The organism is Streptomyces sp. NPDC006923 (genome assembly GCF_040635655.1).
Taxonomy (GTDB): domain Bacteria; phylum Actinomycetota; class Actinomycetes; order Streptomycetales; family Streptomycetaceae; genus Streptomyces.
The window spans coordinates 1-26,438 of sequence record NZ_JBEYIF010000026.1; the positions used below are offsets into that span (position 1 = coordinate 1).

25 protein-coding genes and 1 pseudogene are annotated in these 26,438 nt (G+C 67.6%); 14 read left to right on the forward strand and 12 right to left on the reverse strand.

From position 1 onward, the window contains the following. Nucleotides 1–92: 92 nt before the first annotated feature. Both ABZ707_RS30840 and ABZ707_RS30845 read right to left on the reverse strand, forming a co-directional pair. Nucleotides 93–584 (reverse strand): annotated as a pseudogene (locus ABZ707_RS30840) (MFS transporter); the annotation flags it as partial. A 5-nt stretch (nucleotides 585–589) separates the two neighbouring features. Then, nucleotides 590–1,216: an alpha-ketoglutarate-dependent dioxygenase AlkB gene (locus ABZ707_RS30845; RefSeq protein ID WP_360181287.1), complete on the reverse strand. Its 627-nt coding sequence runs from the start codon at nucleotides 1,214–1,216 to the stop codon at nucleotides 590–592. A gap of 434 nt (nucleotides 1,217–1,650) precedes the next feature. On the opposite strand from ABZ707_RS30845, the gene ABZ707_RS30850 reads away from it, so the two are divergent. Beyond that, a complete protein-coding gene (locus tag ABZ707_RS30850; RefSeq protein ID WP_360181434.1) occupies nucleotides 1,651–2,097 on the forward strand; it encodes a GNAT family N-acetyltransferase in 447 nt (148 codons plus the stop codon). A 437-nt stretch (nucleotides 2,098–2,534) separates the two neighbouring features. On the opposite strand, the gene ABZ707_RS30855 is transcribed toward ABZ707_RS30850, so the two are convergent. Next, complete coding sequence (locus tag ABZ707_RS30855) at nucleotides 2,535–3,788, reverse strand: FAD-dependent oxidoreductase (RefSeq protein WP_360181290.1); 1,254 nt, start codon at nucleotides 3,786–3,788, stop codon at nucleotides 2,535–2,537. 331 nt (nucleotides 3,789–4,119) lie between these two features. Here ABZ707_RS30855 and ABZ707_RS30860 point away from each other — a divergent pair, with 331 nt between their 5' ends. Together ABZ707_RS30860 and ABZ707_RS30865 are read left to right on the forward strand one after the other, a co-directional pair. After that, nucleotides 4,120–4,557 carry an Rrf2 family transcriptional regulator gene (locus ABZ707_RS30860; protein WP_360181293.1) on the forward strand — a complete coding sequence of 146 codons (438 nt, stop codon included), beginning with the start codon at nucleotides 4,120–4,122 and terminating at the stop codon, nucleotides 4,555–4,557. Nucleotides 4,558–4,702: 145 nt separating this feature from the next. After that, nucleotides 4,703–6,022 (forward strand): globin domain-containing protein, encoded by a 1,320-nt coding sequence (locus tag ABZ707_RS30865; RefSeq protein ID WP_360181296.1) that lies wholly within the window; start codon nucleotides 4,703–4,705, stop codon nucleotides 6,020–6,022. Nucleotides 6,023–6,143: 121 nt separating this feature from the next. On the opposite strand, the gene ABZ707_RS30870 is transcribed toward ABZ707_RS30865, so the two are convergent. After that, on the reverse strand, nucleotides 6,144–7,244 hold the full coding sequence (locus ABZ707_RS30870; protein WP_360181299.1) for a medium chain dehydrogenase/reductase family protein: 1,101 nt from the start codon (nucleotides 7,242–7,244) through the stop codon (nucleotides 6,144–6,146). Between the two features lie 264 nt (nucleotides 7,245–7,508). Continuing rightward, nucleotides 7,509–8,084, reverse strand: coding sequence for a TetR/AcrR family transcriptional regulator (locus ABZ707_RS30875; protein WP_360181302.1), 576 nt, complete (start codon nucleotides 8,082–8,084; stop codon nucleotides 7,509–7,511). 592 nt (nucleotides 8,085–8,676) lie between these two features. On the opposite strand from ABZ707_RS30875, the gene ABZ707_RS30880 reads away from it, so the two are divergent. The 8 genes from ABZ707_RS30880 (at nucleotide 8,677) to ABZ707_RS30915 (ending at nucleotide 15,048) form a co-directional block, all read left to right on the forward strand. Continuing rightward, on the forward strand, nucleotides 8,677–9,498 hold the full coding sequence (locus tag ABZ707_RS30880) for a helix-turn-helix transcriptional regulator (protein ID WP_360181305.1): 822 nt from the start codon (nucleotides 8,677–8,679) through the stop codon (nucleotides 9,496–9,498). Between the two features lie 487 nt (nucleotides 9,499–9,985). Beyond that, nucleotides 9,986–10,945 carry a 2-hydroxyacid dehydrogenase gene (locus ABZ707_RS30885; protein WP_360181308.1) on the forward strand — a complete coding sequence of 320 codons (960 nt, stop codon included), beginning with the start codon at nucleotides 9,986–9,988 and terminating at the stop codon, nucleotides 10,943–10,945. After that, nucleotides 10,929–11,900, forward strand: coding sequence for a hypothetical protein (locus ABZ707_RS30890; RefSeq protein WP_360181311.1), 972 nt, complete (start codon nucleotides 10,929–10,931; stop codon nucleotides 11,898–11,900). Before ABZ707_RS30885 ends, ABZ707_RS30890 begins: the two co-directional genes overlap by 17 nt. Next, the gene (locus ABZ707_RS30895) at nucleotides 11,897–12,751 is read left to right on the forward strand and encodes a prephenate dehydratase (protein ID WP_360181314.1); all 855 of its coding nucleotides are present in this window, start codon (nucleotides 11,897–11,899) and stop codon (nucleotides 12,749–12,751) included. The genes ABZ707_RS30890 and ABZ707_RS30895 overlap by 4 nt, the downstream gene beginning before the upstream one ends. A 618-nt stretch (nucleotides 12,752–13,369) precedes the next feature. After that, the gene (locus tag ABZ707_RS30900; RefSeq protein ID WP_360181317.1) at nucleotides 13,370–13,732 is read left to right on the forward strand and encodes a DUF2089 domain-containing protein; all 363 of its coding nucleotides are present in this window, start codon (nucleotides 13,370–13,372) and stop codon (nucleotides 13,730–13,732) included. Beyond that, entirely contained in the window at nucleotides 13,729–13,989 is a 261-nt protein-coding gene (locus ABZ707_RS30905; RefSeq protein WP_360181320.1) for a hypothetical protein, read from the forward strand. The genes ABZ707_RS30900 and ABZ707_RS30905 overlap by 4 nt, the downstream gene beginning before the upstream one ends. Nucleotides 13,990–14,010: 21 nt before the next feature. Then, nucleotides 14,011–14,439, forward strand: a complete 429-nt coding sequence (locus ABZ707_RS30910) for a hypothetical protein (RefSeq protein ID WP_360181323.1) — start codon at nucleotides 14,011–14,013, stop codon at nucleotides 14,437–14,439. 192 nt (nucleotides 14,440–14,631) lie between these two features. After that, nucleotides 14,632–15,048, forward strand: coding sequence for a VOC family protein (locus ABZ707_RS30915; protein WP_360181326.1), 417 nt, complete (start codon nucleotides 14,632–14,634; stop codon nucleotides 15,046–15,048). Between the two features lie 322 nt (nucleotides 15,049–15,370). Here the strand turns inward: ABZ707_RS30915 and ABZ707_RS30920 are convergent, their stop codons facing one another. Continuing rightward, the gene (locus tag ABZ707_RS30920) at nucleotides 15,371–16,264 is read right to left on the reverse strand and encodes a PP2C family protein-serine/threonine phosphatase (protein ID WP_360181329.1); all 894 of its coding nucleotides are present in this window, start codon (nucleotides 16,262–16,264) and stop codon (nucleotides 15,371–15,373) included. A 316-nt stretch (nucleotides 16,265–16,580) separates the two neighbouring features. Here ABZ707_RS30920 and ABZ707_RS30925 point away from each other — a divergent pair, with 316 nt between their 5' ends. Further along, nucleotides 16,581–17,477: an RNA polymerase sigma-70 factor gene (locus tag ABZ707_RS30925; RefSeq protein WP_360181332.1), complete on the forward strand. Its 897-nt coding sequence runs from the start codon at nucleotides 16,581–16,583 to the stop codon at nucleotides 17,475–17,477. 46 nt (nucleotides 17,478–17,523) lie between these two features. Here ABZ707_RS30925 and ABZ707_RS30930 read toward each other — a convergent pair whose 3' ends face one another. Then, a complete protein-coding gene (locus ABZ707_RS30930; protein ID WP_360181437.1) occupies nucleotides 17,524–19,185 on the reverse strand; it encodes a cytochrome bc complex cytochrome b subunit in 1,662 nt (553 codons plus the stop codon). Nucleotides 19,186–19,803: 618 nt separating this feature from the next. On the opposite strand from ABZ707_RS30930, the gene ABZ707_RS30935 reads away from it, so the two are divergent. Then, nucleotides 19,804–20,730, forward strand: a complete 927-nt coding sequence (locus ABZ707_RS30935) for a sigma factor-like helix-turn-helix DNA-binding protein (protein WP_360181335.1) — start codon at nucleotides 19,804–19,806, stop codon at nucleotides 20,728–20,730. Nucleotides 20,731–20,911: 181 nt separating this feature from the next. On the opposite strand, the gene ABZ707_RS30940 is transcribed toward ABZ707_RS30935, so the two are convergent. Further along, on the reverse strand, nucleotides 20,912–22,267 hold the full coding sequence (locus tag ABZ707_RS30940) for an NAD(P)/FAD-dependent oxidoreductase (RefSeq protein ID WP_360181338.1): 1,356 nt from the start codon (nucleotides 22,265–22,267) through the stop codon (nucleotides 20,912–20,914). Nucleotides 22,268–22,436: 169 nt separating this feature from the next. Beyond that, on the reverse strand, nucleotides 22,437–22,778 hold the full coding sequence (locus tag ABZ707_RS30945; protein WP_360181341.1) for a VOC family protein: 342 nt from the start codon (nucleotides 22,776–22,778) through the stop codon (nucleotides 22,437–22,439). Nucleotides 22,779–22,907: 129 nt separating this feature from the next. On the opposite strand from ABZ707_RS30945, the gene ABZ707_RS30950 reads away from it, so the two are divergent. After that, nucleotides 22,908–23,309, forward strand: a complete 402-nt coding sequence (locus ABZ707_RS30950) for a helix-turn-helix domain-containing protein (RefSeq protein ID WP_360181344.1) — start codon at nucleotides 22,908–22,910, stop codon at nucleotides 23,307–23,309. A gap of 46 nt (nucleotides 23,310–23,355) precedes the next feature. Here the strand turns inward: ABZ707_RS30950 and ABZ707_RS30955 are convergent, their stop codons facing one another. The 3 genes from ABZ707_RS30955 to ABZ707_RS30965 form a co-directional block, all read right to left on the reverse strand. After that, a complete protein-coding gene (locus ABZ707_RS30955; protein ID WP_360181347.1) occupies nucleotides 23,356–25,059 on the reverse strand; it encodes a hypothetical protein in 1,704 nt (567 codons plus the stop codon). Nucleotides 25,060–25,100: 41 nt separating this feature from the next. Then, nucleotides 25,101–25,319 carry a hypothetical protein gene (locus ABZ707_RS30960; protein ID WP_360181350.1) on the reverse strand — a complete coding sequence of 73 codons (219 nt, stop codon included), beginning with the start codon at nucleotides 25,317–25,319 and terminating at the stop codon, nucleotides 25,101–25,103. Between the two features lie 365 nt (nucleotides 25,320–25,684). Continuing rightward, complete coding sequence (locus ABZ707_RS30965; RefSeq protein WP_360181353.1) at nucleotides 25,685–26,425, reverse strand: NAD(P)H-binding protein; 741 nt, start codon at nucleotides 26,423–26,425, stop codon at nucleotides 25,685–25,687. Nucleotides 26,426–26,438: the final 13 nt, after the last annotated feature.

The window sequence follows — 26,438 nt, forward strand, 5'->3', positions numbered from 1 at the left end:
GCGTCAACGTTCTGTGGGCCCTCATCCGTGACCGACGGTGCTATCAAGTCGCACCTCCAGTGATTACGGCTGCTTGACAACAGCATTAGGAAGCGAGGGCGTGAGGACCACAGAAGGACGTTGGTGCGCCAGGTCGCCGAGACGGACGGGCGGCCGGAGGAGCGCGGTGGGCGGGCCCTGAGGCCCAGACAGCTGACAAGAGCCGACAGCACGTACAGCGCCGCCGCGAGGAGCAGGCAGGTCCGTGGCGAGAGGAGCGCCAGCAGTGCGCCGCCCGTGGCGAATCCGGCCATCTGCGTCAGACCCCAGAGCATGTTGTACACCGAACGGCCCAGGACATAGCCGCCCTTGGACAGGATCTCGTTCAGCAGTCCCCCACGCGCTCCCCCGCCCAGCGACGCGACCACGCCTTGCAGGAGTACAACGGCGAAGACCGCCCAGACCGGCAGGCCGGGCAGCGCCAGCACCGCCGTACCGGCTGCGAAGGCGAGGGCAAGGCCGGAGAGGATCGCGCGCGGGGGCAGACGGTCGGCGCCCGAGAGCAGGAACGCACCCCCCAGTAACTGCGCCAACTGCGGGCCGAAGGTGATCAGGCCACGCCGCTCGGCCGGAACTGAATACTGATCCGTGGCCCTGTCGCCCGTGCGCTCTTGGGAATCGCGTGTTCCCAGGTGCGCTGACAGGAGCCGCCCATCACGATCAGGTCGCCATGCCCAAGCGGCCGCCGCACGGTCTCGCCGCCCCGGCGCGGGCGCAGTACCAGATCGCGCGGCGCGCCCACAGAGAGGATCGCCACCATCGTGTCTTCGCGGGCGCCCCTGCCGATCCGGTCGCCGTGCCAGGCGACACTGTCGTGGCCGTCCCGGTAGAAGCAGAGCCCGGCCGTGGTGAACGGTTCGCCCAGCTCGTCGGCGTAATGCGCGGAGAGCGTGTCGCGGGCTTCGGCCAGGACGGGATGCGGCAGCGGGTCGTCGGCGCGGTAGAAGGCGAGCAGCCTCGGGACATCCACGGTGTGCTCATACATCTGCCGTCGCTCGGCCCGCCAGGGAACATCCGAGGCGAGCAGGGCGAACAAAGCGTCGGCTCCGCGCAGCCACCCGGGCAGTAGATCGATCCAGGCGCCGTCACCGAGCCCGCTCCTGCGCAGCTCGCCCAGTGGACCGAGACGGATGTCGTCGGCCTGGTCGAAGAGCGAGCCCTGGAGGTGCGTGGCCATGGGTACCAGTGTACCCACCTAATCGAATATACGTTCTGATCAGCGTGACAGACGTCGGCGCCTGCGACGCCGCCCCGGCCCGGAGACGCGCTCCGCCCGGTGCCCGCCGGCCCGACACGCACCGATGCGACCTGCGCAGACCCTGCCGACACGTCCGGCGCCGAGCAGCACAGCAGCGGTGGGGAAGGATTGATCACAACGCCGGCACGGGTACGGTGCCCGGCACAGTCCTGGCCACCCACCGCACCGTGACCACCGACTCGAACAGCCCCCACTTGGTGCTCGCAAGTGGGCCCATGACCGACCTTGCCGCAGGAGTCGTCACAACTGCCCACTGACATAATCCGGCCGTGGATACGAGTACAGACGCGAACGCGACAACGGCAGGCCAGGTGGTGCCCGGCTTTACGCCGCAGCGGCCCACACAATGGGCCATGCGCCCCGCGGAGCTGTCGGATGTCGAGGCGATCGCGGAGCTGCGGGCCACGGTGATGCGACCGGACCTGGAGCGGTTGGGTCGATTCGACGAGCATCGGGTCCGGCAGCGGCTGCGGGACTCCTTCTCCCCGCGTCACACGTCGGTCATCTCGGTCGATGGCGCCTTCGCGGGCTGCGTCACACTGCGACCGGCCGAGGACGGGCAGTGGCTGGAGCATTTCTATCTCGTCCCCCATGTCCAGGGCCGGGGGCTCGGTGCGGCCGTCCTGCGAACCCTCCTGGACCGGACTGATGCAGACGGCCTTCTCGTCCGCCTGAATGTCCTGCAGGGCAGCGCCGCCCGGCGGCTTTATCAGCGCCATGGGTTCACCGTCGAGGCTCAGGACCCGATCGACATCTATATGGTGCGACGGCCGGGTGCGGGCGCCCTCGGGGCAATGTGATGCGCACGCCGGGAGTCCTCCCAACTCGGCTGCGTGGAGGCCTCGCGCCACAGCGCTCAATGAGGGGGCATCACCTCACCGCCTGACCTTGGGCGGCGACATCATCGAGACAGGCGCCACCCCCGTCCGGACCAGGCATTGAGCCCCCCATGTCCACCAGATTCGTATGCTGTACGGCACGCATGCCCCCTCCCAGCGCCACGCGGCCGAGTTCCGGCTTCCGGCATTTTCCCACCCCGGGATCCGTCAAACGACGAGTGGGAGTACGGCAGCCGACGACGGCACCCTCCACGGCACCACGACGTCCGCCTCAGTCCCGGACACCGAAGATGTCGGCGAGGAGGTTCGCTCCGCCCGGGAGGGAGGAGCGGCGGGAATGGCCACCACTCCCCCTCGGCCCGCTGGGCCTCCCTCGCCGGCAGTTCAGCCCGTAGTACCTACGCCGAGAGACGGCTGCTCTCGGGGGTGCCGGCCTTCTTGCCGGCCTCGGCGTTGCTGAACCGGCCCGCGTGAGCGAGGATCGCGTCCGGGTCGTCGACCGAGGGGTAGATCCACCGGGCGTTGATGTTCTGCTTGAGCGTTTTGGCCTCCTGGCCGGTGAAATGGATCACGCGGTCCCAGCCCTTGGTCTCCACAGCGTGGTGGGGCCCGAGGTCCAAGCAGGTGTTGTACAGATCCGATGTGAAGGGCACGGCGGCGGTCCCCGTCAGGTCCGCCACCACGTTGTGTCCGGCGAACTTGCCCATGGGCTGGGCGTGTTGACAGCTCTGCATCGTGTAGTGGCCCGCTTCCACGAGCGCGACCGCGGTGTCGCCTGCCGCGTACACGTCGGGCACTCCGTTGACCCGCATGTACGCGTCCACGCTCAGTCGGCCGAGCCTGTCTCGTTCCCCAGGGATCTGCGCCGTCAGGGGGCTGGCGGTCATACCCGCCGTCCACACGACAGTGGCCGCGGGGATTACCTCCCCGTCCGAGAGCGTGACCTCGTCAGGAGTCGCCGATGCCACGGTCCGTCCCAGACGCCGCTCGATCTTCAACTCGTCTATCACACCGTCGATGTACGGGCGGGGTCCGGAGCCGAGCTCCGGGCCCAGAACGTCGGCGCGATCGACAAGGACAACACGTACTTCCCCGCCCGCGCCGTGCGGGTCGGCGATGGTGTGCAGGCGCTCGACCAAAGCGGTGGCGATCTCCAGACCGGTGAAGCCGGCGCCGACCACTACGGCTGTGTGCCGTCCGGCGAAGGGCTTGCGCCCTGGAAGGTCCCGCACATGGTGTTCGAGAGCGGCAGCAGAGGTCAGGGTGTCGATGTCGAAGATGTTCTGCGCACCCGGGAAGTCAGGGCGGATCAACTGGCTGCCGGAAGCGAGGACAAGCTTGTCGTAGCTCAGGCGTACGTCCCCGCCGGTCCGGTCAACAGCTTGAACGGTATGAGCGTCGGTGTCCACGCCGGTGACAGTCGCCGCGACTCTCCGGACGCCGATCGGGCCCAGAACGCGATCCAACGGCACCCGCTTGCTCTGCGGATCGTCCTCGTACAGGCGGGGGCGGAGCACCAGGTCGTCACCGCCACTGATCAATGTGACCTGGATGTCCTCGCCGGCCTGTCCGGCAGCGCGGGCAGCCCGTACGGCGCCGGCGGCGCTCCACAGGCCGGCGAAGCCTCCGCCTATCACCACAATGTGTGTCATTCGTCGTTCCCTCTCTCGGCACAGGGCAGCGGTTGCTGCGATGAGGCGGCAGACGTCCGCCATGCGAGGGGCGGCAGCTCCTGGGGTGAAAGGACGGACGTCTGAAAGGTGAGGGGCCCGCAGATGCGGAGCTCAGCCTCACTCATTATCTGGACACTACATATCCTGGATAAACAGTGTCAAGATTTCCACAGCGACGGTCGCCGGGGTGGGCGCGTACGAATCAGCACCAGGGGCTGCCCCGTGTCCACGACGGCCAGAAGGACCCGAGGAGGTGGCCGTCCATCGCGTGCGGCAAAGATGCATCTGAGTTGCATGTTAAAGTCCGTCCATGAGGCTCACCAAGTCCACCGACCTCGCCCTGAGGGTCGTCATGTCCCTCACCGTCATGGGAGAGGAGTCGTCGACGATCCGGAAGATCGCCGACGCGATGCAGGTCCCGTACTCACACCTGACCAAGGTCGTTGCCCAGTTGCAGCATTTCGGCCTGGTCGAGACGCGCCGGGGCCGCGGCGGCGGACTGGTGATCACGGCCTCCGGGCGGCGGGCGTCCGTCGGAGGTCTGGTGCGACGCCTGGAGGGTGAGGGTGACGTCGTCGACTGCGAAGGGGTCACACCGTGCCCGCTCAACGCGGCTTGCCGGCTGCGAGGAGCGCTGCGGCAGGCCCAGGAAGCCTTCTACCTCTCGTTGGATCCATTGACGGTTGAGGACCTGGCGGGCTCACCGACGGGTCCGATCCTGGTCAGCCTGGTCGGCAGGAACGCCTGACCAGCCGGCCCCACCCTCACGGTCGCCACGGCTCCTCGCATCGGGGTGCCACGCGCCTGCGGTTCGCCATGCCGTCACCAGTGGGGCTCAGTACGAGCAAAAACATTCATCTTCGATGCACATTCGAGACTACTGAGGAGTTCCCGTGCTCAGCGATGCGTCCACGGCTGTCGTCCGTGCCACTCTTCCCTTGGTGGAAAGCGCCCTGGGGGAAATTTCCACCCGCTTCTACGCTCGGCTCTTCGAGGCCCATCCCGGGCTGCTGCGGAACCTGTTCAACCGCGGCAACCAGGCCGTCGGCTCCCAACAGCAGGCACTGGCGGGCGCGTTCGCGGCCTTCGCCGGCACCCTGGTGCACCACCCGGACCGGCGGCCCGATGTGCTGCTCAACAGAATCGCCAACAAACACGCCTCACTCGGCATCAGTCCCGCGCAGTATCCGGTGGTGCACGAGCATCTGACAGCCGCCATCGGCGAGGTGCTCGGCGATCCGTTCACAGCCGAAGTGGCCGCGGGCTGGAGCGATGTGTACTGGCTGATGGCCAACAGCCTCATCCGTATCGAACAGCGCCTCTACGCACAGCACGGGGTGCTCGTCGGCGACACGTGGAGACCATGGACCGTCACGGCCCGCACCCGGGAGACGGACGATGTCACGACCTTCGCCCTGACGCCCGCCGACCGTGCCGGAGCTCCGGCCTTCCGGCCCGGGCAGTACGTCTCCGTGCAGGTCCAATTGCCGGACGGCGCACGCCAGATACGCCAGTACAGCGTGTCCCGGGCCGCCGGAGAGGACAACACCCGGCATATCACCGTCAAGCGTGTCCACGGTCGCGGCGACCCGGACGGTGAAGTGTCCAACCACCTCCACGACCACGTCCACGAGGGCGACACACTCAATGTCTCGGCTCCGTACGGTGACCTGGTCATCAGCGACATCACCGCCCCCCTGCTGCTCGCCTCCGCCGGAATCGGCTGTACCCCCATGCTGGCCGTACTGGAGCAGTTGGCCCTGCAAGGACACGGCGGCGCTGTGACCGTCGTCCATGGTGACCGCACCGCCGCCGAGCACGCGCTGCGTACCCAGCAGAAGAGCCTGACCGACGGGCTCACCCACGGTCGCACCCACTTCTGGTACGAAGACCCGCACGGCTCCGACCCGGAAGATCTCACCGGTCTGGTCGACATCTCAGAGATCCCTCTGCCTGACAATGTGCACGCCTACCTCTGCGGTCCGCTGCCGTTCATGCGGACGCTGAGGAGCCAACTGCTGGCACGAGGCGTGTCCCCGTCAGACATTCACTACGAGGTCTTCGGTCCCGATCTGTGGCTCGCGACCGAAGACCGGGGCGCGCGGACCGAACCGGCTCCCCCGGCACGGCGCGAGGACGGCGACGGTGCGCAGGGCCTGAACCTTCCCTCCCGTCGGAAGGCTGTCCTGGTCTCAGCACCGGACAAGCTCTGATGTTCCTCACCCTGGCGAAGCCCCCTCACCCGCGCGGCTCTTGATACGGGTGAGAGGGGCGGTATACGGGTGGGTGAGAGGGGCGGTGCGGTGGGCACCCGGGGCCGGCTTCACGGCCTTCTCAGGCGGGGTCCTCCGGTACCAGAACGACCTTGCCCACCACTGTGCCGGATTCGGCCAGCCGTACCGCTTCGCCGACCCGGGTCAGGGGGATGCGTGCGGCAACCTGCGGTGTGAGGGCCCCCTGGGCGAGCAGAGCGAATACCTGCGTCAGATCGGCGCGCAGCCTGGTGCGGAACGCGTCGGCCCTGCGCCGGCCGGCCCAGATGTTGTAGAAGTGGGCGCTCTTGCCATTGGGCAGCGCGTTCCACAGCATCAGACGCCCGAACAGCTTGAGGACCGGGGCCCTGGAGGAGCCCGGAACGTCACGGGTCGAGGCCGTGCCGTAGGACACGAGCGTGCCCCGGGGGGCGAGCAGGCGGAAGGAGTCCACGATGCCCTCGCCGCCCACGTGGTCGAAGACCGCGTCGTAGCCGCGAGGTGACAGTGTGCGCAGACGGTCGTTGAGGTCCGGGGCCCGGTAGTCGACGGGCGTGGCGCCCAGAGCCTCGACGGCGTCGTGGTGGGTGGCCGAGGCGGTCCCCACGACCCGCACTCCGGCGATCCGGGCCAACTGTACGAGTGTGGAGCCGACACCACCGTTCGCACCCAGGGCGAGAACGGTGTCTCCGGCGCGGACCTTCGCGAGGCGGTGGAGCATCTGCCAGGCGGTGATGCCGTTGACCACAAAGGTTTCCGCGCCTGCGGAGTCGACGGACTCCGGCACTTCGGTCAGATCACCGGCATCGACCAACACATGGCTGGCCCAGGCGCCGGTCTTGGTCAGTACCGCGAAGCGACGCCCCAGCAGGTCCCCGGACACGCCCTCGCCCACCTCAACGGCCCGCCCGACGAGGTCGTAGCCGGGGACAAAGGGGAAGGGCGGCTGGTCGTAGTACTTGCCTCGCCGCATCTGCTGCTCGGCGAAGGAGATCCCGGCGGCCTCCATGGCCAGCACGACCTGCCCAGGGCCGGCCGGGCGGGCGGGCCGGGTACGGAGCTGGATGCCGTCAGGTGCCACAACACCGGGCAGTACGGCTTCGGTGACGGTGGACGAAGCGAGCGGGGAGGCGTCGTTGCTCGTGCGCTCCGTCGTGCCGTTGCGGCCGGTGGGGTTCTTCATGACTCTCCTTCAACAGTGGTGATCGTGCGACGAGAGGGGGTGGGAACTGCGGCGCCGGGCAGCGCGAAGGCAGGCGGCGGTCACCGATGAAGGCCTGTCGTTCGGATGGGCCTGGGCTTGCCTGCCCGGGTGAACCTCAGTCTCGGAAGGGATGCATACAAGGTGTGCGTGATTGAGGTGTGCGTGATTGAACACTCACTTGTGGTCCGAAAGATGGGCCGCCATCACGTCCGCAGACGTACGGCGGCCCACCCGGGCGTTGCGTCAGTAGTGCGTGATCCCGGCCGTCAGAGTACGGGTCCAGGGCGCGGACACCGACTCGGCGTCGATGGACACCAGCAGGTGGCAGAGCATGCCGGTGGCGAAGAACTGCTGCACCTGCTGGTCGTCGCCCCCCGAGGCACTGCGGACGTACTCGACCGTGCGGGCGTACCCCGCCCGCACCGCCTCCCTGACCGCCGGCTCGGACACCGCGGCGGCCTGGGCGTGCAACTGGACGAGCATGAGGTCGTTGTCGCTGATCAGGTGGGCGTACGCATCCCCCATCGAGGCGAGCACCGCCTCGGGGGTGCTGCTCTCGGCCTTGGCCGCTCCGACTTCGAGGGCCGCGCGGACACGCACGAAGCAGTGTTCGACGACAGCGGTGAACAGGACTTCCTTGTTCGGGAAGAGGCGGTAGACATAAGCCTGCGAGATACCGGCGGCCTTGCCCACCTCCGTGGTGGTGGTCCCGAAGTACCCTCGGGCGGCGAAGGCTCCGATGGCGGTGCGCAGCACCATCTCCCGGCGTTCCTCGGCTGTGGACAATTGTCGTCGCTCGCTCTTCATGTGAGTACTCAATCACTCACTCTTTTCGGCGTCAAGCTCACCAGTCGGCGATGGCGCCGGATTCCATGCGGGTGGGTATGGCGGCGACGTGACGTCGGCGCCTTGGTCCCGGGGCGGATGCCGAGGGAGCGCTGTTCATTCGGGAGCGTGGCCGTTGCCGTGGAAGGCGCTGGTGACGCCAGTGCAGGCGAGGTGCATCACCATGCCGGCGGCGGTGTGCTCCCGGGTGTGACCGTGATCCCTCCAGACGCCGGGGGTGTCGGGGCGTCGCGCCGGTCCGGCGTCCGGGGGTGCCACGGTCCAGATATGCGACCATGTGTGGAGACAGGCGCAGCGAACACACCGTGTGGAACACCTTGCCTTACGGAGTGACGTGCGGGTGTCTCACGGAGTGACGCGCGCGGGCCGACACATGGCTGATCCGCGACGGCGCCGCCACCCGGACGGCACTCGACCCGGACGGCACTCGACATGTCGGCCCGGAGCGAGGGGGACACAGTTCGGCTCCAGCGGAACGCGGAGCGTCCGGCAGGAGTCACGTTCGCCGTCCGCGCCGGTAGGTGCCGTCAGGAAGATCTTCTGCGAACGAACAGGACAAGCAACCGTGGACAGAGCCGAGTTGGCAGCCTTCCTCAGGGCGCGGCGCGCGGCCCTCCAGCCGGAGGACGTCGGACTGCCACGTGGGCGGCGTCGGCGTACCGACGGGCTACGTCGAGAGGAAGTCGCCGCGCTCTGCGACATGTCGGCCGACTACTACAGCAGGATCGAACAACCGCGGGGACCCCTTCCCTCGGAACACATGCTGGCCGCGCTCGCCCGCGGTCTGCGCCTGTCCCCGGAGGAGCGGGACCATCTGTTTCAGCTCGCCGGTCGTGCCGCTCCTCCGAGGGTGCGGCACGGCGAGCGCATCAGCCCGGGAATGACGCGCGTCCTCGAACGGCTTGCGGACACCCCCGCGCAGGTGGTCAACCACCTGGGAGAGACGCTGCAGCAGACACGCCCGGCGATCGCGCTGCTGGGCGACGCGACCGCGTTCACCGGACGGGCCCGCAGCCTGCACTATCGGTGGTTCACCGATCCGGCCTCCCGGCTGATCCATCCCGAGAGCGACCGCGCCGTGCAGAGCCGCCTGCTGGTCGCGGATCTCCATGGCGCCTTCGCGCGGGACGCCGGTGACTCGCGCACCGCCGACCTTGTTGACGCGCTGCGGGCCGCCAGCCCTGAATTCGCCGCGCTCTGGCGCGAGCATCCGGTACTCGGACCGTACTGCGGGACCAAGCGCTTCCAGCACCCGGAGTGGGGAGCCCTTGAGCTGCACTGCCAGACCCTTGTGGATCCCGACCAGTCACAGCGGCTCCTGGTGTTCACCGCGGCACCGGGCACGCCGAGCCACGCCGGCCTCCAACTTCTCTCCGTCGGTGGCTGATTGGCCCTCGGGGTGAGGGAACGCCAGGGCGATGTGCCGACTCCGCACGGGCGGAAGGGGCTCCTCGCGGCCCGCACCGAGCGGGTTGCAGCCGTACACAACGTGTGACACCGTTCTATTCGGTTATGCCGTTGGCCACGACGTTGTGCGCTGCGCTCAGGGACGGGCCGCCCGAGGACAGGAACAGACCCCGGCCATCCTGTCCGATTTTATGCCGCTAAGATCTCTCGCTTGGAGCACGCTGGATCAGTGAGCGAGGCTGGTGCCGTGGATCACAGCGCGAAGAAGGGAGCCAGGGCGGAGTCCTGGTGACCGACAACATCGCGGTGTGGCACGGCACGAAGGCGGACGAGCCCGGCACGGTCCGGACAAGGGGTCCAAGGACGGGCGCCGCACAGAGATGCTTCCGCTGCGTGGACGGCATTCCGGCCGCCACCCGAGCGGCGCGACACGATCTGGAAGAAGCTGATGCACGATGAAAGACGGCATGACCGTGTGGCTTCCCTTTCCTCCAGGGGAGATTCCCGGCCTGCCGGAGGAACTCTCCTACCGGTACTGGGACGGTTCCGACTCGCTGCCCGGTGATCCCAACGACGTCCGGTTCCTCGTCGGGCCCCCGGCGCCCGGCGCGGGGTATGCCTTGAGCCGTGTGCTGCCGAGGACGGCCAATCTGGAGGTCCTCCAGCTCCTCAGTTCGGGATACGACTACGTCGTGCCGTTGCTGGACGCGATACCGTCCGGTGCGCGGCTGAGCACCGCACGCGGAGTCCACCGTGAAGCCACCGCAGAGCTGGCTGTCACCTTGCTGCTGGCGCTCATGCGCGGTCTTGATCACTTCAGCGGCCAACAGGCGGATCGCCAGTGGAAGCTCAAGATCTTTCCCACGCTTGCCGGCAAGCGCGTCCTGGTGGTCGGTTACGGAGCCGTGGGCAGGGCCGTCGCGGCCCGGCTCCATGCGTTCGGGTGTGAGGTCGTGCCCGTGGCCCGGGCCGAGCGCACCACCCCGGCGGGCCAGGTGCACGGTGTCGCGGCGCTGCCGGCGCTGCTGCCCACGGCGGATGCGGTGGTGCTGTGCGCACCGCTGACACAAGCAACACGTGGCATGTTCGGCACAGACTCACTGGCGCTGCTGAAGGACGGGGCCGTGCTGGTGAACACCGCGCGCGGTGAGCTCGTGGACACCAGTGCCGTCATCCGGGAGGTGCGCAGTGGCCGACTGCGGGTCGCGCTCGATGTGACCGACCCGGAGCCCCTGCCCGCCGATCATCCGCTCTGGGACCTCCCCGGTGCGCTGATCACACCTCACGTGGCGGCGTTCACCGATGCGTTCCGACCGATGACCGCGGACTTTCTGCGGCAGCAACTCCACCGCTACGCACGCGGTGAAGCATTGGAGAATGTCATATCCATCACGCGGCGGCAGTGGGCCGGTGATCAAGCTGCCTAGGCATACGCCCGCGGCCTCGCAGTCCACTCCCCCCGAGACCGTGGGACCGGGGACCGCCCTGGTAAAGGTGCTGGAATCCTATGAGCGTGCGGGACACGACGACGCTTCTGCGGCGTGGGAATCGTTCACCGCCGCATGGAACTGGGCCGCGCCGCTTCCCACCGCTGTCACCGCTGACCACGATCACCTCGCCACCGCCCGGCCCGTCCCGGGCGGCTTCTCGCTGTCGGGGGCATGGCGCCTGCCGCCGGGCCTGAGGCGGGGACGCTGGCTGGCGCTGCCGCTCACCGACCGCCGGGAGCAGCATCGGGGAGAGGTGATCGAAGAAGGACCGGACGTCTTCGTGGTCTCGTCGGCCGTGCTGCCGCGTTCGCACCGCCCTCACCGCGCCACCGATGGGACGGACACTTACGAACCGGCGTTCCGGCTCGACGAGGAGTATGTGCCCGGCGGATTCGCCACCAGCTCCGGCGGCACGCCCCTACGGGCCGAGAACGCCCCCTTCCTGTGGACGGCGGTCACCGCCATGGCACTGGGCTCTACCCGCCGTCTGACCGATGCGCTGGCGGCGTTGCCCCAGGACACGACGGCCCTGCCCGAGACGCCCGCCATGCCGGCCGCCGCGGCGGCCACTGAGCTGGCCGCGGCGCTGCACGACGAACGACTGAGTCTGGCGATGCGACTGCGGCCGTCGGGCGCTTCCGGCGTGGGGCCGGGTGCCGGGCCGTCCTTCGCCGACTCGCTGATCACGCCGGTGCGGCGGGCCAGTAACATGGTCCACGAGGTGGTCGCGGCAGCGTATGAACACGCCGCGCATTACCACAGGAATGAGGGGCGCCACCCGCTGGTGTCCCTGATCGAGAGCAGTACGCCGGTACTGCAGTGCATGCGGTTCGCGGTGGATCTTCTGCCGGCCGCCGGCACAACCTCCACGGCGGAAGGCCCGACATCGTGATGGTCGTCGCATACCAGGGTGAACCCGGATCCAATTCGGCGACCGCGGCCCATGCGCTGTATCCCGAGAGCAGCGGGCTTGCCTGCAGAAGTTTTGAGCAGGCGCTGGAGGCCGTGACGCTCGGTACCGCCGAGGTGGCGGTGATCCCGGTGGACAACTCCGCGGCGGGGCGTGTCGCGGACGTGCACCATCTTCTGCCGGAGTCCGGGCTCTTCATCGTCGCCGAGTATTTTCTCGCCATCCGTTTCGACCTCATGGCCGTCCCGGGCACGACGCTGGATCAGGTGGAGTGCGTGCGCAGCCATGTGCATGCCCTCGGGCAGTGCCGGAAGGTCCTGCGCGAAGGCGGCTGGCGCACCCTCGTCAGCGACGACACCGCGGGAGCCGCCCGTGAAGTCGCGGAGCTCGGCGACCCCCGGCACGCGGCTCTGGCCCCGCCCGCCGCGGCACCGCTCTACGGTCTGGACGTGCTCCGGCCGGCTGTCGAGGACGATCCCGACAACACCACGCGGTTCGTCGTCCTCTCCCGGGACGCGGCGCTCTCGCCCAGTACGGGCGAACCGACGATGACGAGTCTGTTCTTCTGCGTACGAAACATCCCGAGCGCGCTCTACAAGGCGCTCGGCGGATTCGCGAGCGGCGGCGTGAACCTCACCAAGATCGAGAGTTACCAGATGGGGGCCGGGCTGAATCCCAGCCGCTTCTACGTCGAGATCGAGGGACACCCCGACGAGCCCCGTGTTGCCCTCGCCCTGCAGGAACTGGGCTTCTTCTCGTCCGAAGTACGCATCCTCGGCGTGTACCCGGCGCATACGCACCGGACGAACAGCGGGCACCGCCGAGTGGAGTGAATGGGCGCCTGGGCGGCAGCGGTGCCGCCCTGGCGCGTCCGGGTAATGCCCGCTTCACGCAGCCCTGTGACGGCGCCGAGCATGCTCGCCGTGCGGCCCCACCGCGTATCCGTGGCTCGTCGGGTCCATCGCCAGCGTTACGAGCACATACGGGCACCGCCCGCCGGCCGGAGCGGCCCATTACGCCGCCACCAAAGAGCGCCGTGGAGCAACTGACGCGGAGTCGGGCGCTCGCACTCGCGGCGGAAGGTGATACGGGCGGACGCCGGCTCGCGCACATCACCGGTCAAGTGCCGGCTGTCGACGGGGACTTGTACGTCTGAACCGTAGAGCGGCCGTGACCTGGCGTGCGGCCGCGATGGCCCACGGCCTCGGGGAACATCGATCGAGAGTGCACCGTGCGGGACGCACCCGGTACGGAGAAGCGCAGGCTGCGCTGGAGATCAAGGCGCCCCCCCTCAGCACAATGAACGCCACCACGGGACACGGCGGAAGTCCGTCGTCCACTCATCGAGCGGAAGCCAGGATTAAGAAAATCAAGGTTTACACGTTGACACCTTAAAAAACTGAAGATACCAATGAACTGTGAGCGCGTCGCCGACGGCAAGGGAGCCGAGCATGGACTGGCAGGAACTGACAGACCTGACGCGCGGACAGCCCTTTGTGGTCGAGCGGATCCGCCTCGCGGGCAGCGGCGTCGCGATCGAGGGGGAGTTCGAGCCGCCTCAGCTGGCTCAACTCGGCATCGACGACCAGGTGTTCGTCGCCGCGTTCGTACGGTCGCACGGTTCGATCAAGGAGATGGAGCGGATCTTCGGGGTGAGCTATCCGACGGTCAAGTCCCGGCTGAAACGGATCGCCGAGCACCTCGATTTTGTCGACACCGACCCGGCGCCCACCGGCGCCGACGTCGTTGACCGCCTGCGGCGAGGGGAGATCAGCCCCCAGGAGGCGCTGGCCGAATTGGAGAGGTTCCGATGATCCCGCAGCTCATCACGGTGCGCTATCTCCGCACGAACGGCCGCCGGCGTCGACTGTATGTCCCTGTCCTGCCGTTGCTGCTGGTGCTGTCACCGCTGCTGCTGCTCGCCGCGCCGGCCGCACTGATCGCGTGCGTCGCCACCGGGGTGAGCCCGATGGGCGCGCTGCGCGGCACCGTACGACTGCTGTGGGCGCTGCCCGGCACCCGGTTCGAGATCGAGCAGGGCCGAACTGCCGTACTGGTAAGCGTCAGATAAGTCAGAGGAGAGGGAACAGCGATGAACGAGCAGCGCCGCCACGTCTTGCAGATGCTGGCCGAGGGAAAGATCACCACGGATGAGGCCGAGCGGCTGATCGACGCCCTCGAACGAGAACAGCCCGAGCCGCCGCGAGCCGCCTCCCGCCCGAAAACCCGGCCCACGTACCTGCGCGTGGTGGTGGACGCGGCGGACGACGGCTCCGGCGACGGGTCGAGCCGGGTCAACATCCGGGTCCCGCTGCAACTGCTGCGCGCCGGGGTCCGGCTCACCAGCCTGATCCCTCCGCGGGCGCTCACCAAGGTCAACGCGAGACTGAACGACTCAGGGGTACCGATCGACCTCAGCGAGCTCAAGCCGCAGCACATCGAGGAGCTGATCGAGCAGCTCGACGAACTCACCATTGACGTCGACGACCCCGATGCCAAGGTGCAGGTGTTCTGCGAGTGACACCGCCAGGGCGCGGGTGGCCCACCGCAACCGGCTGCAAACCGCCACCCGGTCCGAAGAGCCCGACGAGACCGTCGCGGAGCGTGCCCCTACGGGCCCCGGCGACATCCTGATGCACTGTCCTCAACGTCATAAAACAACGGCGTGGGCCGAGACTCTCAGTAGAGTCTGGACATGGCGTACACCTTTCAAGTGACTGTTGACTCGGCCAATCCGCACTCCCTGGCCGACTGGTGGGCTGATGCTCTCGGCTGGGAAGTGGAGCCGAGCGACGAGACGTTCATCCGCCGCATGGTCGCCGAGGGCCAGGCGAGTGAGGACGAAACCACCACCCACCGAGGCACCCTGGTATGGAAGGCCGGCGCCGCGATCCGCCATCCGGAGGGCCTGGACCGCGCGCCGCGTGTCCTCTTTCAATTCGTGTCCGAGTCCAAGGTGGTCAAGAACCGTGTCCACCTGGACGTGCGTACCGGTCCTGACGATCCCCAAACCGTGGTTGAGCGGCTCATCGCCAAGGGCGCCACATTTCTGCACGACGGCAGGCAGGGACCGTTTGTATGGACCACACTCGCCGACCCGGAGAACAACGAGCTCTGCGTCATGCGATAGGTCGGCCATGCGTAACGGCCGTGTCACGAGCGGCGCGGCCGTTCGGTCGTCGTGGTGGCAGCGGCCGCGCACGCTCCCGCGTCCCGCGCTGACCGGGTACACCCCGCTTCTGTGATATCTGCTGTTGCTCCGGAGCCGGGTCCGACGTGCGGGCCCAGCCCTCCCGTACGAGTGACCGCCCGGCCATGAGGGCCGCGACATCCAGCGGCTGTGCCGTGACACTCTCCTATTCAGTGTCACAGGGAAGGAACACTGAATATCGGACGAGAGTCGTTGTCGCAGGGGCACCGCGCCGGCGCGCAAAGCGGTCAGGCCCGGTCGGTCAGCCGCTCTCCGCGTGCCAGCCCAGATGGAGAACAGCCACGTCGTCGGCCAGGCCCCCGAAAGCGGCCGACTTGGCGGCGGCACCATGCACCAAGGCATCGATGAAATCCTGCCCCGGCAGGTGGGAGTATCGCGTCGCCAACCGCAACAGTCCTTCCTGGCCGAGCCGTGTCCTGTGGGCGATCTTTCCTTCGAACAGTCCATCGGTGAAGAGGACCACACCATCATGCGGGGAAAGCGGGATATTCATCGCCGTCCAGTCCTCGCATCCCGGAAACAGACCCAGCGCGATTCCAGGCGGCGGCTCGACCCAGCTGATGTCCCCGGACCTCCGCAGCAAGACCCCTGGATGCCCCGCACTCATCGCTATGACGGACAAGCCTCCCGGCGGGAACACGAGCGAAACGACCGTGCTGTAGGTGTCGTCGTCCGCTCTCTCTTCGGCCAGGATCCGCTCAAGGACGCACAACTGCTCGAACTGGGTCTTTCCGCAGAGAACAGCCGTCCGCCAGGCCACACGCAGGTGAACCGCGAGGGCGGCTTCCGCCGCGCCATGTCCCGAGACGTCCCCCAAGATCACGTGCACAGTCGAATCATCGGTCTGCACAACGTCGTAGAAGTCACCGCTCAGCAGTGCGTAGGTGCGGCCCGGCACATAACGTGAGGCGGCCATGAAGTCGTCTCCACGCAGTACGGGCGTGGGCAGGAGGCCGCGTTCCAGCGACGCGTTTTCCTGGGCGATCAGCGCGTTGGCCTCTATCGTGGCCATGGTTCTCTCCCAGAATCTCTGATGAGCGGCCTGCCGGGGCTCAAGGCTGAATCCGAACGCGTCGACACGCTTCGTGTTCCCCTGGTGCTGGAGTTGCTCCGCCAGGCGCCAGGCTTCAGCCATGAACGTCGTTCCCTTGGCAAAAGTTGCAGCCGTATAAGGCATTGGCGTGGTACCTCACCTTCAATTCATGTATCGCCGCCTCAGGTTCGTAAAACCAGACAGCAGAGGCACCGCGTATGTGACAGGAGAAGAGCCGGGGCCGGACGTGACGGTATTCATATCCTGCGCGGTCTCCGCGTGTTTCCCACCCGGGTCGATCACTGCCGGCGGGCCCGAAGGCCGGGTCGCACGCAAGGAGCGGGACAAGCCGTGGAGGGGGGCGCGCGTCCCGCTGGGGCGGCTTGTAGCATGGTGATCCGGAGCGGAGGACATCTGTATGCACGCCGGGGATGACACGGACTCGCTTGACCGGGCAACAAAGGACTTCATCGCAGCACGTCCCCAACTGTTCGGGATCGCGTACCGCGTCCTCGGCAGCACCGCGGAAGCCGAGGACGTCGTTCAGGAGACGTGGCTGCGGTGGCAGAACACCGACCGCACCGACATCCGGGAACCGGCGGCGTTCCTGGCTACGGTCACCGCCCGTCTGGCGATCAACGTGGCCCAGTCCGCCAGGATGCGGCGTGAGTCGTACACCGGTCCCTGGCTTCCCGAGCCCGTCGACACGAGTGTCGATCCGCAGTTGGGCGCGGAGCGCGCCGAGGCCCTCGACCTGGCGGTTCTCTTCCTCCTGGAGAAGCTCAACCCCGTGGAACGGGCCGCGTACGTTCTGAGGGAAGCCTTCGACTACCCGTACCAGCAGATCGCGGACATCCTGGAGACGAGCACGGCCAACACCCGCCAACTGGTGAGCCGCGCCCGGAAGCATCTGTCGGCGGAACGCCGGGAGCCGGTCAGCTCCGCCGATCACCGGCGGCTGATGGAGGTGTTCCTCGCCGCGGCCCAGACGGGCAGCCTTTCGGTGCTCGAGGACGTACTGACCGCGGACGTGGTCAGCTACACCGACGGCGGCGGCATTCGCGGAGCATCCAGGATTCCCGTCGTCGGTCGTCCGCACGTCTCCAAGTACCTTGCCGCCTTCGCCCCACGTTTCTGGCCTCAGGCCGACATTCGCTGGGTCGAGGCCAACGGCCGTCCGGCCGTCCTTGTCTCGGCGGAAGGAAACGCGGTGGCTCTGCTGTCTGCCGAAGTGTCGGCACGCGGCATCGAACGCATCATGTGGGTGATGAATCCGGCCAAACTGGCTCCGTATGTCGCTTCGCTGGACAACTGAATGATCGGGCCGCCGATGTCGGCCAGGACGCCTCGGCCTCATCCGGTCATTCTGCCGCAATACCTTTCCGGTGCTGCACGCGTTCTTGTCCATCGGCGCCGATGCTCCCCGTCGAATCCTTGTACTCCTGCGCGGTGGGCTTGGCGATCTGCGCGCCTTCTCCGTAGAAGCTCCGGCTGAGCCGGGCCCGCAACCGCTGGGTAACGGCGGACTTGGTCTCCGGGGTTCCCGTGGATCTGGGGCCCATCGGCTGGTACTGGTCATGCTGGGTAAGAACGTGCAGTTGTTCTTGGCCGACCGGCTCGTGCACCTCGACGAATTCGCCGTTCGGCAGGCGCTTGATGATTCCGGTCTCACGGCCGTGCAGCACCGTGTCGCGATCTCGGCGCTGGAGGCCGAGTGCGAACCGCTTCGCCATGGCATAAGCCATCGGAGGCACGATGAAGAGACCGACGCGAACCGCCCAGGTCACGGATTGCACAGAGACGTGAAAGCGAATGGCGATAATGTCGTTCGCGGCACCGATCAGGGCCACCAGATAGAAACTGATCCATGCAACACCAAGCCCCGTCCTCACCGGACGGTTTCGTGGCCTGTCGAGGAGATGCTGCTCACGATCGTCATGGGTCACCCAGGATTCGATGAACGGGTATGCGCCCATCGCGAGGAAGAGACCAACGCCCGCCAGCAGCGGGATCAGGTTGTCAAGGGCCAGGGTGTGGCCCCAGAAATTGATTTCCCAGCCGGGCATGACGCGTAGCAGTCCGTCTGCCACCCCCATGTACCAGTCGGGCTGCGACCCTGCTGAAACCTGGTCGGCACGGTAGGGACCGTACCGCCAAACGGGGTTGATCTGGGCGAACGAAGCGAGAACGAAGATGCCGCCGGCCACCAGAAAGAAATAGCCTGCGGACTTCGCCGCGCGTACCGTGAGCGGCAGGCCCACTACGTTCCTGTTACTACGTCCCGGACCTGGATACTGGGTGTGCCGCCTGCGGAGGACCAGAAACAAATGCCCGGCCACCAGTCCCACCATGAGGGCCGGGATGAGCAGGACGTGGATGGTGTTGAAGCGTGCCACCAGATCGTCGCCAGGAAACTCCCCTCCAAAAAGGAAGAACGAGAGGTAGGTCCCGACGATCGGAACGGAAATTATTGTTCCGTTCACTACCGCGAGCCCGGTCCCGGACAGAAGGTCATCCGGAAGGTCGTATCCCGTCAGACCTCCGAACATCCCCAGAATCAGCAGGAGGAATCCGAACAGCCAGTTGAGTTCGCGAGGCTTACGGAATGCTCCTGTAAAGAATACACGCAGCATATGGACGAGCACGGCGGCGACACATATCAGAGCCGCCCAGTGATGGGCCTGCCGAATGAGTAGACCACCTCGCACATCGAAGGAGATGTGCATGGTTGAATTGAATGCCTCCGACACCGGCTGACCCCGCAGGGGCACATAAGAACCCCGATATTCCACCGTCTCCATCGACGGATGGAAATACAGCGTCAGATACACGCCCGTAATGACGACGACAAGGAAACTGTAGAGACAGATTTCGCCGAGCATGAATGACCAGTGATCCGGGAAAACTTTTCGTGCGTTTGCCTTGACCAGGCTGTGCATCCCCAGACGTCCGTCGGCCCATTCGGCAATTCTCTCCCCCCTGCGTCCTCTGTGCACTTCATTTTCCTGTTTCCCGTCACCCATTCCCCTACCACCCTTCATAAATTCTTCAAAGAAGGCTGCGCCGGCCATGGGAGTCCCCCGGCGACGGACGGAGAGTCGAGCGCGGGGCCAACGCCCTACCGGCGTACTGGGATGCGCGGCGGTACTCCGTCGTCCGGATCACACACTTCGCTGACCTGGCGATTACGGGACAGCCCTTGGCCTCCGCGCAGCGCGCCGCTTCTCCGCCGCACTGCTGCCACCGGTATGACCGGGCATGAGGCATGGATGTGACACGCACGGGGACGACCTGCGGGCCATGACCTGGTGGCTGGGCCTCACTGGTCGACGCCGTCGCCGACAGGGTCTCTCCGGGCACGTCCGTGCGGGGTACGACAACGTGTGACAGCGGTGATCGCACACGGAGGCTTCATGTCACAGGATCCCTTCGTGCCCGGTCTAAGGGGTTAACCGAGAAACGAAAAAGGTGTGTCGTGCGCGAGGACTCAGCCATCGCCCGCCCCAGCCCGCTGCCCCGGCACAGCGGCGTGCGGAGTGGCGTCCTCCACCGGTGCCCCGATATCGCTGAAGCTCTCGTGCACCACGACGAGGCCGATGTGTGCCGCGTTGCGTGGTGCCGTGCGAGAGGAAGGATTCGGCATGGACCACGCTGACGCGGTGCCGATCGCGGAGCTGCTTGACGAGCGTCGGTATCTGCTGGATGTCGCCTACTGGATGCTGGGCAGCCCCACTGAGGCGGGCAGCGTTGTCGATGAGACCTACCGCCGGTGGTACGAGCTGGCCGACGCGGCGCGCAAGCAGATCACGGCGCCCCGGTCCTGGCTGGCGAAGACCGCGGGCGGTATCTGTCTGGGCCGGCTCACCCTGCCCGACCGGGATGCGGCCGACCCGAGGAAGAGCGCGCGCACGGAGTCGGGAGACATCACCGGGACGCCTGCCAGGCCCGGGGAGAAGGTGGAGGTCAGCCGGGTTCTGCTGAGTGCTCTGGACTCTCTGTCCCCGCCCGAGCGTGCGGCGTTCGTGCTCCATCATGTCTTCGGATTGGCCCCCGACGCGGTCGCCGACATCGTGGGGCGTACGGAGCCGGAGTGCCTCGCACTCGCCTACCGGGCCCGTCGCCGCCTCCGGGCACGGCGCTCCCGCCCCACGACGCCGGAACAACACGATGCCGTCGCCCACGCGGTTCGTCATGCCTGCGAGGCGGAGGACGCCAAGCTGCTGGCGTCACTGCTCTGCCCGGACGCCACGGCGTTCTTCGACGGCGGGGGCAAGGTCCGCGCGCTGGTCAGGCCCGTACACGGCAGCCGGCAGATCGCACACAGCCTGCTGACGCTCCTGGCCCGCCGCCCGCAGACCACCATCACCACACAATCCGTCAACGGCCGTGCGGGCCTTGTCGCCCGCTACGACCACCGGGTCGCCGCTGTCATCAGCTTCGACATCGCCGACCACCACGTCGCGCACGTCTGGGTCATGCTCAACCCCGACAAGCTTCATTTCTGGAACCATCCCGCCCCCCGTGGCCCCAGCGCACATCAGGGCCCCTCGGCGGAGGCTGACGGCTGATCCTGATCAGTCGCGGCGTCCCCGGCGAAGAGCCGAGCGACGCCGGGGGAAGCGCGGACCCGGCAACGCGGACGATCCGATCCGGACTCCACACCCACTCAGCCGTGGTGGTCCGTCTTTCACTTCGGGGCCCGTATCTACGCGCAACGGCGACCCGCGGCTGAGGCCATTCCCGTGGCGTTCACGCGGCCGTGTGCTCGCTCGCCCGGCTCTCGCCGGAGCGCTGCGGATCACCGCTCATGACAAAGGCGTCGCGTGGATGCTGAACGGAGGCGAGAGAGACAAGATCCCGTCCGAACAGGGCGGCGGTGAGCCAGACGGTGAGAACGTGGACCTTGCGCTCCCAGGTGGGCACGGCAAGGACGTGATAACCACGGTGCATCAGCCAGGCCGGAAGTCCCTTGATGACGATGCTCTTGTACTGGAAGATGCCCCGCCCCAGGCCCAGCGTCGCCACTACCCCCAGGCTGCTGTGACGGTAGTCCCGGATTGTCCCACCGCGCAGGCCGGCTGCGATGTTCTTGGCGAGGCGTTTGCCCTGCCGCACGGCGTGCTGGGCGTTCGGGACCGTGTGCGCCCCCGGCACCGGTGAAGCCAGGTCAGGAACAGCCGCATCGTCTCCGGCCGCCCACACGTCCGGTACGGGCTCGCTGTCGGTGCCCACGCGTAGGTCGGCGCGGACCACGACCAGACCCCGTTCGTCGACCGGCAGATCCGTGTGGTTGTGTACGACCGGGTTCGACGCGTTACCGGCGGTCCAGACGATCAGCGCCGAATCGAATTCTTCTCCGCTGGAGAGCACGACATGTCCGTCTTCGGTGGAGACGAGCTGCGCGTTCAGGTGGACATGCGCGCCGCGGCGTTCCAAGGAGCGCACCACCCAGGCGCCGGGCCGGTCTCCCACTTCGGGCAGGATACGGCCCCGGGCCTCGACGAGGTGGAAGGACAGTTCGTCAAAACTCAGCTCCGGATAGGACGTGAGCATCGCGGTCGCCAGCGACAGCAGTTCCCCGAAGCCCTCGACGCCGGAGAACCCGCCGCCGACAAACGTGACGGTGAGCAGCTTTCGCCGCTGGGCGCCCGGCGGCAGTGACGCTGCCTGGTCGAACGCGGTCATCAACCGATCGCGGATCGCCACCGCCTCCTCCACGTGTTTCAGACCAATGGCCTGCTGCGCAAGCCCCGGTATCGGGAAGGTACGGGTCACGGCGCCGGCGGTGACCACGAGCGTGTCGTAACGGAGTGGGTAATCGGTTCCGCTCACAGGCCGGACGGTGACCGTGCGGTCCGCATGGCGGATCTCGGTCACGCTCCCCGCGATCAGCCGGGTGCTCCGCAGGTGCCGCCGCAACGACACCGCGGCATGGCGTGCCTCCACTGATCCCGCCGTCACTTCCGGCAGGAAAGGCTGGTAGGTCATATAGGGACGCGGATCGACCACCGTCACCCGTGCCTCGCCCGTGCGCAGCTTCTTCTCAAGGCCCCACGCGGTGTAGAAGCCCGCGTAACCGCCCCCGACAATCACAATCTCACGCATGTTTCCCTCTGTCTTCAGTCGACACCAGATAGACCGGGCGGCGCGGGGTGGTGTGACAGGCCCGGGTGCCGGAGCCCGGGTGGGAGGGGGGCGGCATGCTCGCACCGGCTCCGGTACGCCCGGCAGGGTCTGTTCACTGGTGGATGAGCCGCCGGACCAACTCCGGGATTTACTCGACGTATTCGACCTCTGACCCGTCGGCATGGCGGGCGTAGAGGAACCGGCCCGTCGGACCGCTCGTCATGGGAGTGGTGATGGTGGCGTCAGCGGCCCTCAGGATCGCGGTGAGTGCGTCGAGGTCCTCGACGACCACGGTGGCGGAGGCATGCGCGTACTTGGCACGCTCCTCGGCCGGGCCGGCGATGACGAGAAACCCACCGATGGCAGCGAGTTCCACGGAGTGGAACGCCAGCCGCAGCTCCGGCTGCGCGCCGGTGAGTTCCGCGAGGAGCGGCAGAGCCCGGTCGAGGTTGTCGCTCCACAGGCGGGCGTAGGTCTTCAGGATGGTCATGAGCGGCTCCGCACCGTGTCGGTCACGCCCGTCACACCGGACGGCCGTGGTCTCTTCTGGTTCGTCAGGAACCTTAGGTGAGTAAGCTCTGACGTGGAAGAACGCACTTTTCGGCGAGAGAGGAACCTCGTGGTTACCCAGCAGGTCAGACACTCGTCCGAGGACGGGGACGTGACGCGCGCCGACTCTCTGGCCCGCGAGATCTTCTCCGGTGTCGCCAACAAGTGGGCGCTACTGATCATCAATGTGCTGGGAGAGCGGACGCTCCGGTTCACCGAAGTGCTCAACGAGGTGGGAGGCATCAGCCACAAGATGCTCACCCAGACCCTGCGCGGGCTCGAACGGGACGGGCTGGTGCACAGGACCGTGTACGCCGAGGTGCCGCCACGTGTCGACTACCGCCTCACGGCGGCGGGCGCGGCGCTGCGCGACACGGTCAACGGCATGTGCGAGTGGACCCGCCGGTATTTGGACGAAATCGAGGCGGCCCGCGGCCGCTTCGACGCGCAGAACGGCCGCGCGCCTCAATGAGTCGGACCGGTCGAGGACTCCCTGACGGTCATTGACGGTCCGGGCATCAGGAAAGGGCGGCGGCTGTTGTCGCTTCCAGCCCGCTGTGAGGTGTGCCGGGGTCGAGGTGTGCGGTGGCGAGGGCCGTGACGACGCTCTGTGTCCAGGACAGCCTCGCCCGTTCGCGGCTTGCCGGATCGTCACGGGCGGGGTGCCCGAAGGCGCCGTCCGGGCTCTGCTGGGCGAGGACGAACGCGATGGCATCCCTGGTGACGCGATGGCCGGCCCATCCTGCTCGGACGAGTTCGCGGACGGTGCCGGCGACGTGCCCCAGTCGGTACTCCCGCCAGGCATCGGGCAGGAGTACGGCGGCGGCCTCGGGGGCCCTCTGCTCCGCGGACGCGCCGGTGGTCAGAGCGATGGCGCGCCGCGGCGGGATCAGTCCGAGCTCGGCGAGGCGGTGCACATTGCGCGCCGCCTGCGGAGGTACGGATTCGAGGCGGCCGACGACCGTAGCGGTGGACGCGAGAAACGTGTCCAGTGAGGGACAGGGGATCCCCAGCGCACGCAGACCGGCCGCGAACTCCCCCGCGACCTCCATCCCGCTCGCCTGCCATACGTCGGAGTCCGCGTCCGCGAGCAGTTCCGCGAAGTGCAGGAGCGCCGGGCGGGCGAGATCAGGTTCGCCCACGGCCGTGGCACCGTAGGCGGCAGCGGCCGCGGCGGGCAGTCCCCGACCGGGTTCCTTGCGCATGCCCGTATCGCTGAGCCACACCACCGCGTGGCGAATCGGCCGTTCCAGCTCTGGGCGGGTCCGGGGGGCGGCGGGACGCGGCCCGCGCACCGTTCTGGGGCTGCGGTCCAGGAGAGCGGCCAAGGCGGCGACAATGGTGGTGTGGTAGCCGGTGGCCCAGTGCTGATACGCGTCGTCACCGTCGGCGAGTTTGGGGTGGACGACCCCCTGCGGACCGTTCACCCGTCCGTCGGGCTCCTGCACGGCCGCGATGAAGTTCCAGGCCCGCTCGGCTTCCCTGGATTCCCTCACGCCGAGACAGAGCAGGCAGCACAGCAGTTCCCCCACCAGGTCGGCGTTCTCCCGCCCCCGGGTGAGCGAGAGCAGTGCCTCAAGGAGTTCGACCGCTTCAGCCGGATCGAATCCGTGCGGCCAGCGCGGTACGCGGAGCCCGAAATCGGTGGCATAGAAGATGGTGTGGGTGATGGCGTAGATGTCGCTGTCGGTGAGTTTGATGACGTTCGGGCCGTTGCAGAGCAGTGTGAACGGCAGCACGTCGTCCAGGGCGGGCAGGCTGTGCTCGATCTGGCAGAGGTGCAGGGTGTGGAGGAGATCGAGCTGCCGGTAGGGGATCCGCTCGAAGACCGTCGCGTAGCCGCTTGCCGCGGTCCGCTCGATGATGCGACGGAACTCGGGGTCGTCGCGTCCGCACAGCCGCAGTGCCGCGTAGGTGCCGGCGTAGAGCAGGAAGGCGGCCTCGTCCCGGGCGATGAGTTCCCGGTAGGAGGGGCGGGCGGTGATGTCCTGGACCTGATCGAGGAGCGTGGCGTAGTCACCGTCCAGCGGATCCGGGTCAAGGCGCGCCCGCAGGCCCACAAGGAACGCCGTTTCGATCAGGGCCTTGCGTGCGAACAGCACACCGTCCGGGCCCGCGTTGCCGGGGTCGATCAGTGTGCGGCGCGCGGCGAGCCAGGCCACGGCCCGGTCTTCCACCGCGCGCCTCTGGGCCGATCCGCTGCCGGGCTGCGTTGTGTTCATCAGATGCCTCCCGGCGATCGACGACTACCGTGGATTCGGGATCAGCGAGTGGCTCCGGGCTCGGGGTCCGCGGCATCCGCGATCTCGTTGGCGACGACGAGTACATAGCGCTCCCACGCGAGCACGTATCCCGCCACGTCGTCGAGTTGGCTGATCCGGTCGACAACACTCTCCAGCGGAAGCGAGAGATCGACGAGACCACTCGTCCTCAGGAACTCCAGGGCCTTGCGGGCGTCGCTAGGGGGGCATGTTGCTGTCATGGCGTACTCCTGCTGTTGGGGAGGGGAGCTGCGGCGGGCATCGCTTCCCGTCAGAAAGGAGTCACCGTTTCCAACCGGGAGATGTCGGCCCCGTCGTCTGTCCCCGCGAAATAGGCCGAGTCCATCGCGGCAGTACGTCACGCCGTCGCTGGCTGCCAGGGCAAGCAGGCTGGACAGCAGGCAGGCTGCCGCTCCCGGACAGGAAGGGCGGCCCACCGGATTGGACCCCATCAGTAACCCATCGGGGTGGACGCGCCAGCAATAACTTTGACGCCACATCACCCGAACGGACGGCGCGGCGCCGTCAGGTGAGCACGTGCACCGTGGGGGGGCGCGCCGGGACAACCCTGAGTCCGGCGAGGCGGTTACCGGGCCTTCCGCAACCAGTCCTGGTAGTGCGTGGGCGCCAGGTGTGCGTCCGGTCCCGCGATGAGCACGTCGCCGGTGACGGCCGCGAACATGCCGGCCTGGTCGTCGGTGACGACGGTCCGGCTGTCGTGCTGTGCCGCCAGAGTGACCCGGCCGAGTTCGTCGAGCGGGAAGACGTCCGGGCCCGCGGTGTTCCGGATGCCTTCGAGCGGCGTGCTCGTGGCGACCTCGACGACGGCGTCCACCACGTCCGCGGCGGCCATCGGCTGAATACGGGTGGCGGGCAGACGGACGGTGTCGCTGTCGGAGGTCCAGGACAGGACCGCGTCCATGAACTCGAAGAACTGAGTGGCGCGCACGATGGAGTACGGCGTGGGTCCCTGCCGGAGCAGTTCCTCCTGGAGGGCCTTGGCCCGGTAGTAGTCGAGTTGAGGCACCTGGTCCACACCGACGATCGAGAGGACCACCTGGTGCCGGACCCGGGCACGCTCCCCGGCGGCCAGCAGGTTGGTCATGGAGGTACGGAAGAAGCCCGGGGACGCCTCGTCGAATGTCGGCGAGTTCGCCAGGTTGATCACAGCGTCGGCGCCTTCCAGCGCCTCGTCCAGGCCCTTGCCCGTGATCAGGTCGACGCCGGTGGACAGTGCCGCGGGGACGGCCTCGTGTCCGGCCGCCGCCAGCTTCCCGACCACCTGAGAGCCGATCAGTCCGGTACCGCCGATGACTACGAGTCTCATGGTTCTCGCCTTT

What these genes read in the sequence shown, in the direction of transcription:
- ABZ707_RS30945 (WP_360181341.1), bottom strand. Translation starts at nt 22,778, where the DNA reads ATGACCATCCTGAAGACCTACGCCCGCCTGTGGAGCGACAACCTCGAC.
- ABZ707_RS30955 (WP_360181347.1), bottom strand. Translation starts at nt 25,059, where the DNA reads ATGAACACAACGCAGCCCGGCAGCGGATCGGCCCAGAGGCGCGCGGTG.
- ABZ707_RS30965 (WP_360181353.1), bottom strand. Translation starts at nt 26,425, where the DNA reads ATGAGACTCGTAGTCATCGGCGGTACCGGACTGATCGGCTCTCAGGTG.
- ABZ707_RS30940 (WP_360181338.1), bottom strand. Translation starts at nt 22,267, where the DNA reads ATGCGTGAGATTGTGATTGTCGGGGGCGGTTACGCGGGCTTCTACACC.
- ABZ707_RS30845 (WP_360181287.1), bottom strand. Translation starts at nt 1,216, where the DNA reads ATGGCCACGCACCTCCAGGGCTCGCTCTTCGACCAGGCCGACGACATC.
- ABZ707_RS30885 (WP_360181308.1), top strand. Translation starts at nt 9,986, where the DNA reads ATGACCGTGTGGCTTCCCTTTCCTCCAGGGGAGATTCCCGGCCTGCCG.
- ABZ707_RS30860 (WP_360181293.1), top strand. Translation starts at nt 4,120, where the DNA reads ATGAGGCTCACCAAGTCCACCGACCTCGCCCTGAGGGTCGTCATGTCC.
- ABZ707_RS30850 (WP_360181434.1), top strand. Translation starts at nt 1,651, where the DNA reads ATGCGCCCCGCGGAGCTGTCGGATGTCGAGGCGATCGCGGAGCTGCGG.
- ABZ707_RS30910 (WP_360181323.1), top strand. Translation starts at nt 14,011, where the DNA reads ATGAACGAGCAGCGCCGCCACGTCTTGCAGATGCTGGCCGAGGGAAAG.
- ABZ707_RS30930 (WP_360181437.1), bottom strand. Translation starts at nt 19,185, where the DNA reads ATGGGTGACGGGAAACAGGAAAATGAAGTGCACAGAGGACGCAGGGGG.
- ABZ707_RS30925 (WP_360181332.1), top strand. Translation starts at nt 16,581, where the DNA reads ATGCACGCCGGGGATGACACGGACTCGCTTGACCGGGCAACAAAGGAC.
- ABZ707_RS30870 (WP_360181299.1), bottom strand. Translation starts at nt 7,244, where the DNA reads ATGAAGAACCCCACCGGCCGCAACGGCACGACGGAGCGCACGAGCAAC.
- ABZ707_RS30960 (WP_360181350.1), bottom strand. Translation starts at nt 25,319, where the DNA reads ATGACAGCAACATGCCCCCCTAGCGACGCCCGCAAGGCCCTGGAGTTC.
- ABZ707_RS30855 (WP_360181290.1), bottom strand. Translation starts at nt 3,788, where the DNA reads ATGACACACATTGTGGTGATAGGCGGAGGCTTCGCCGGCCTGTGGAGC.
- ABZ707_RS30920 (WP_360181329.1), bottom strand. Translation starts at nt 16,264, where the DNA reads ATGGCTGAAGCCTGGCGCCTGGCGGAGCAACTCCAGCACCAGGGGAAC.
- ABZ707_RS30900 (WP_360181317.1), top strand. Translation starts at nt 13,370, where the DNA reads ATGGACTGGCAGGAACTGACAGACCTGACGCGCGGACAGCCCTTTGTG.
- ABZ707_RS30935 (WP_360181335.1), top strand. Translation starts at nt 19,804, where the DNA reads ATGGACCACGCTGACGCGGTGCCGATCGCGGAGCTGCTTGACGAGCGT.
- ABZ707_RS30905 (WP_360181320.1), top strand. Translation starts at nt 13,729, where the DNA reads ATGATCCCGCAGCTCATCACGGTGCGCTATCTCCGCACGAACGGCCGC.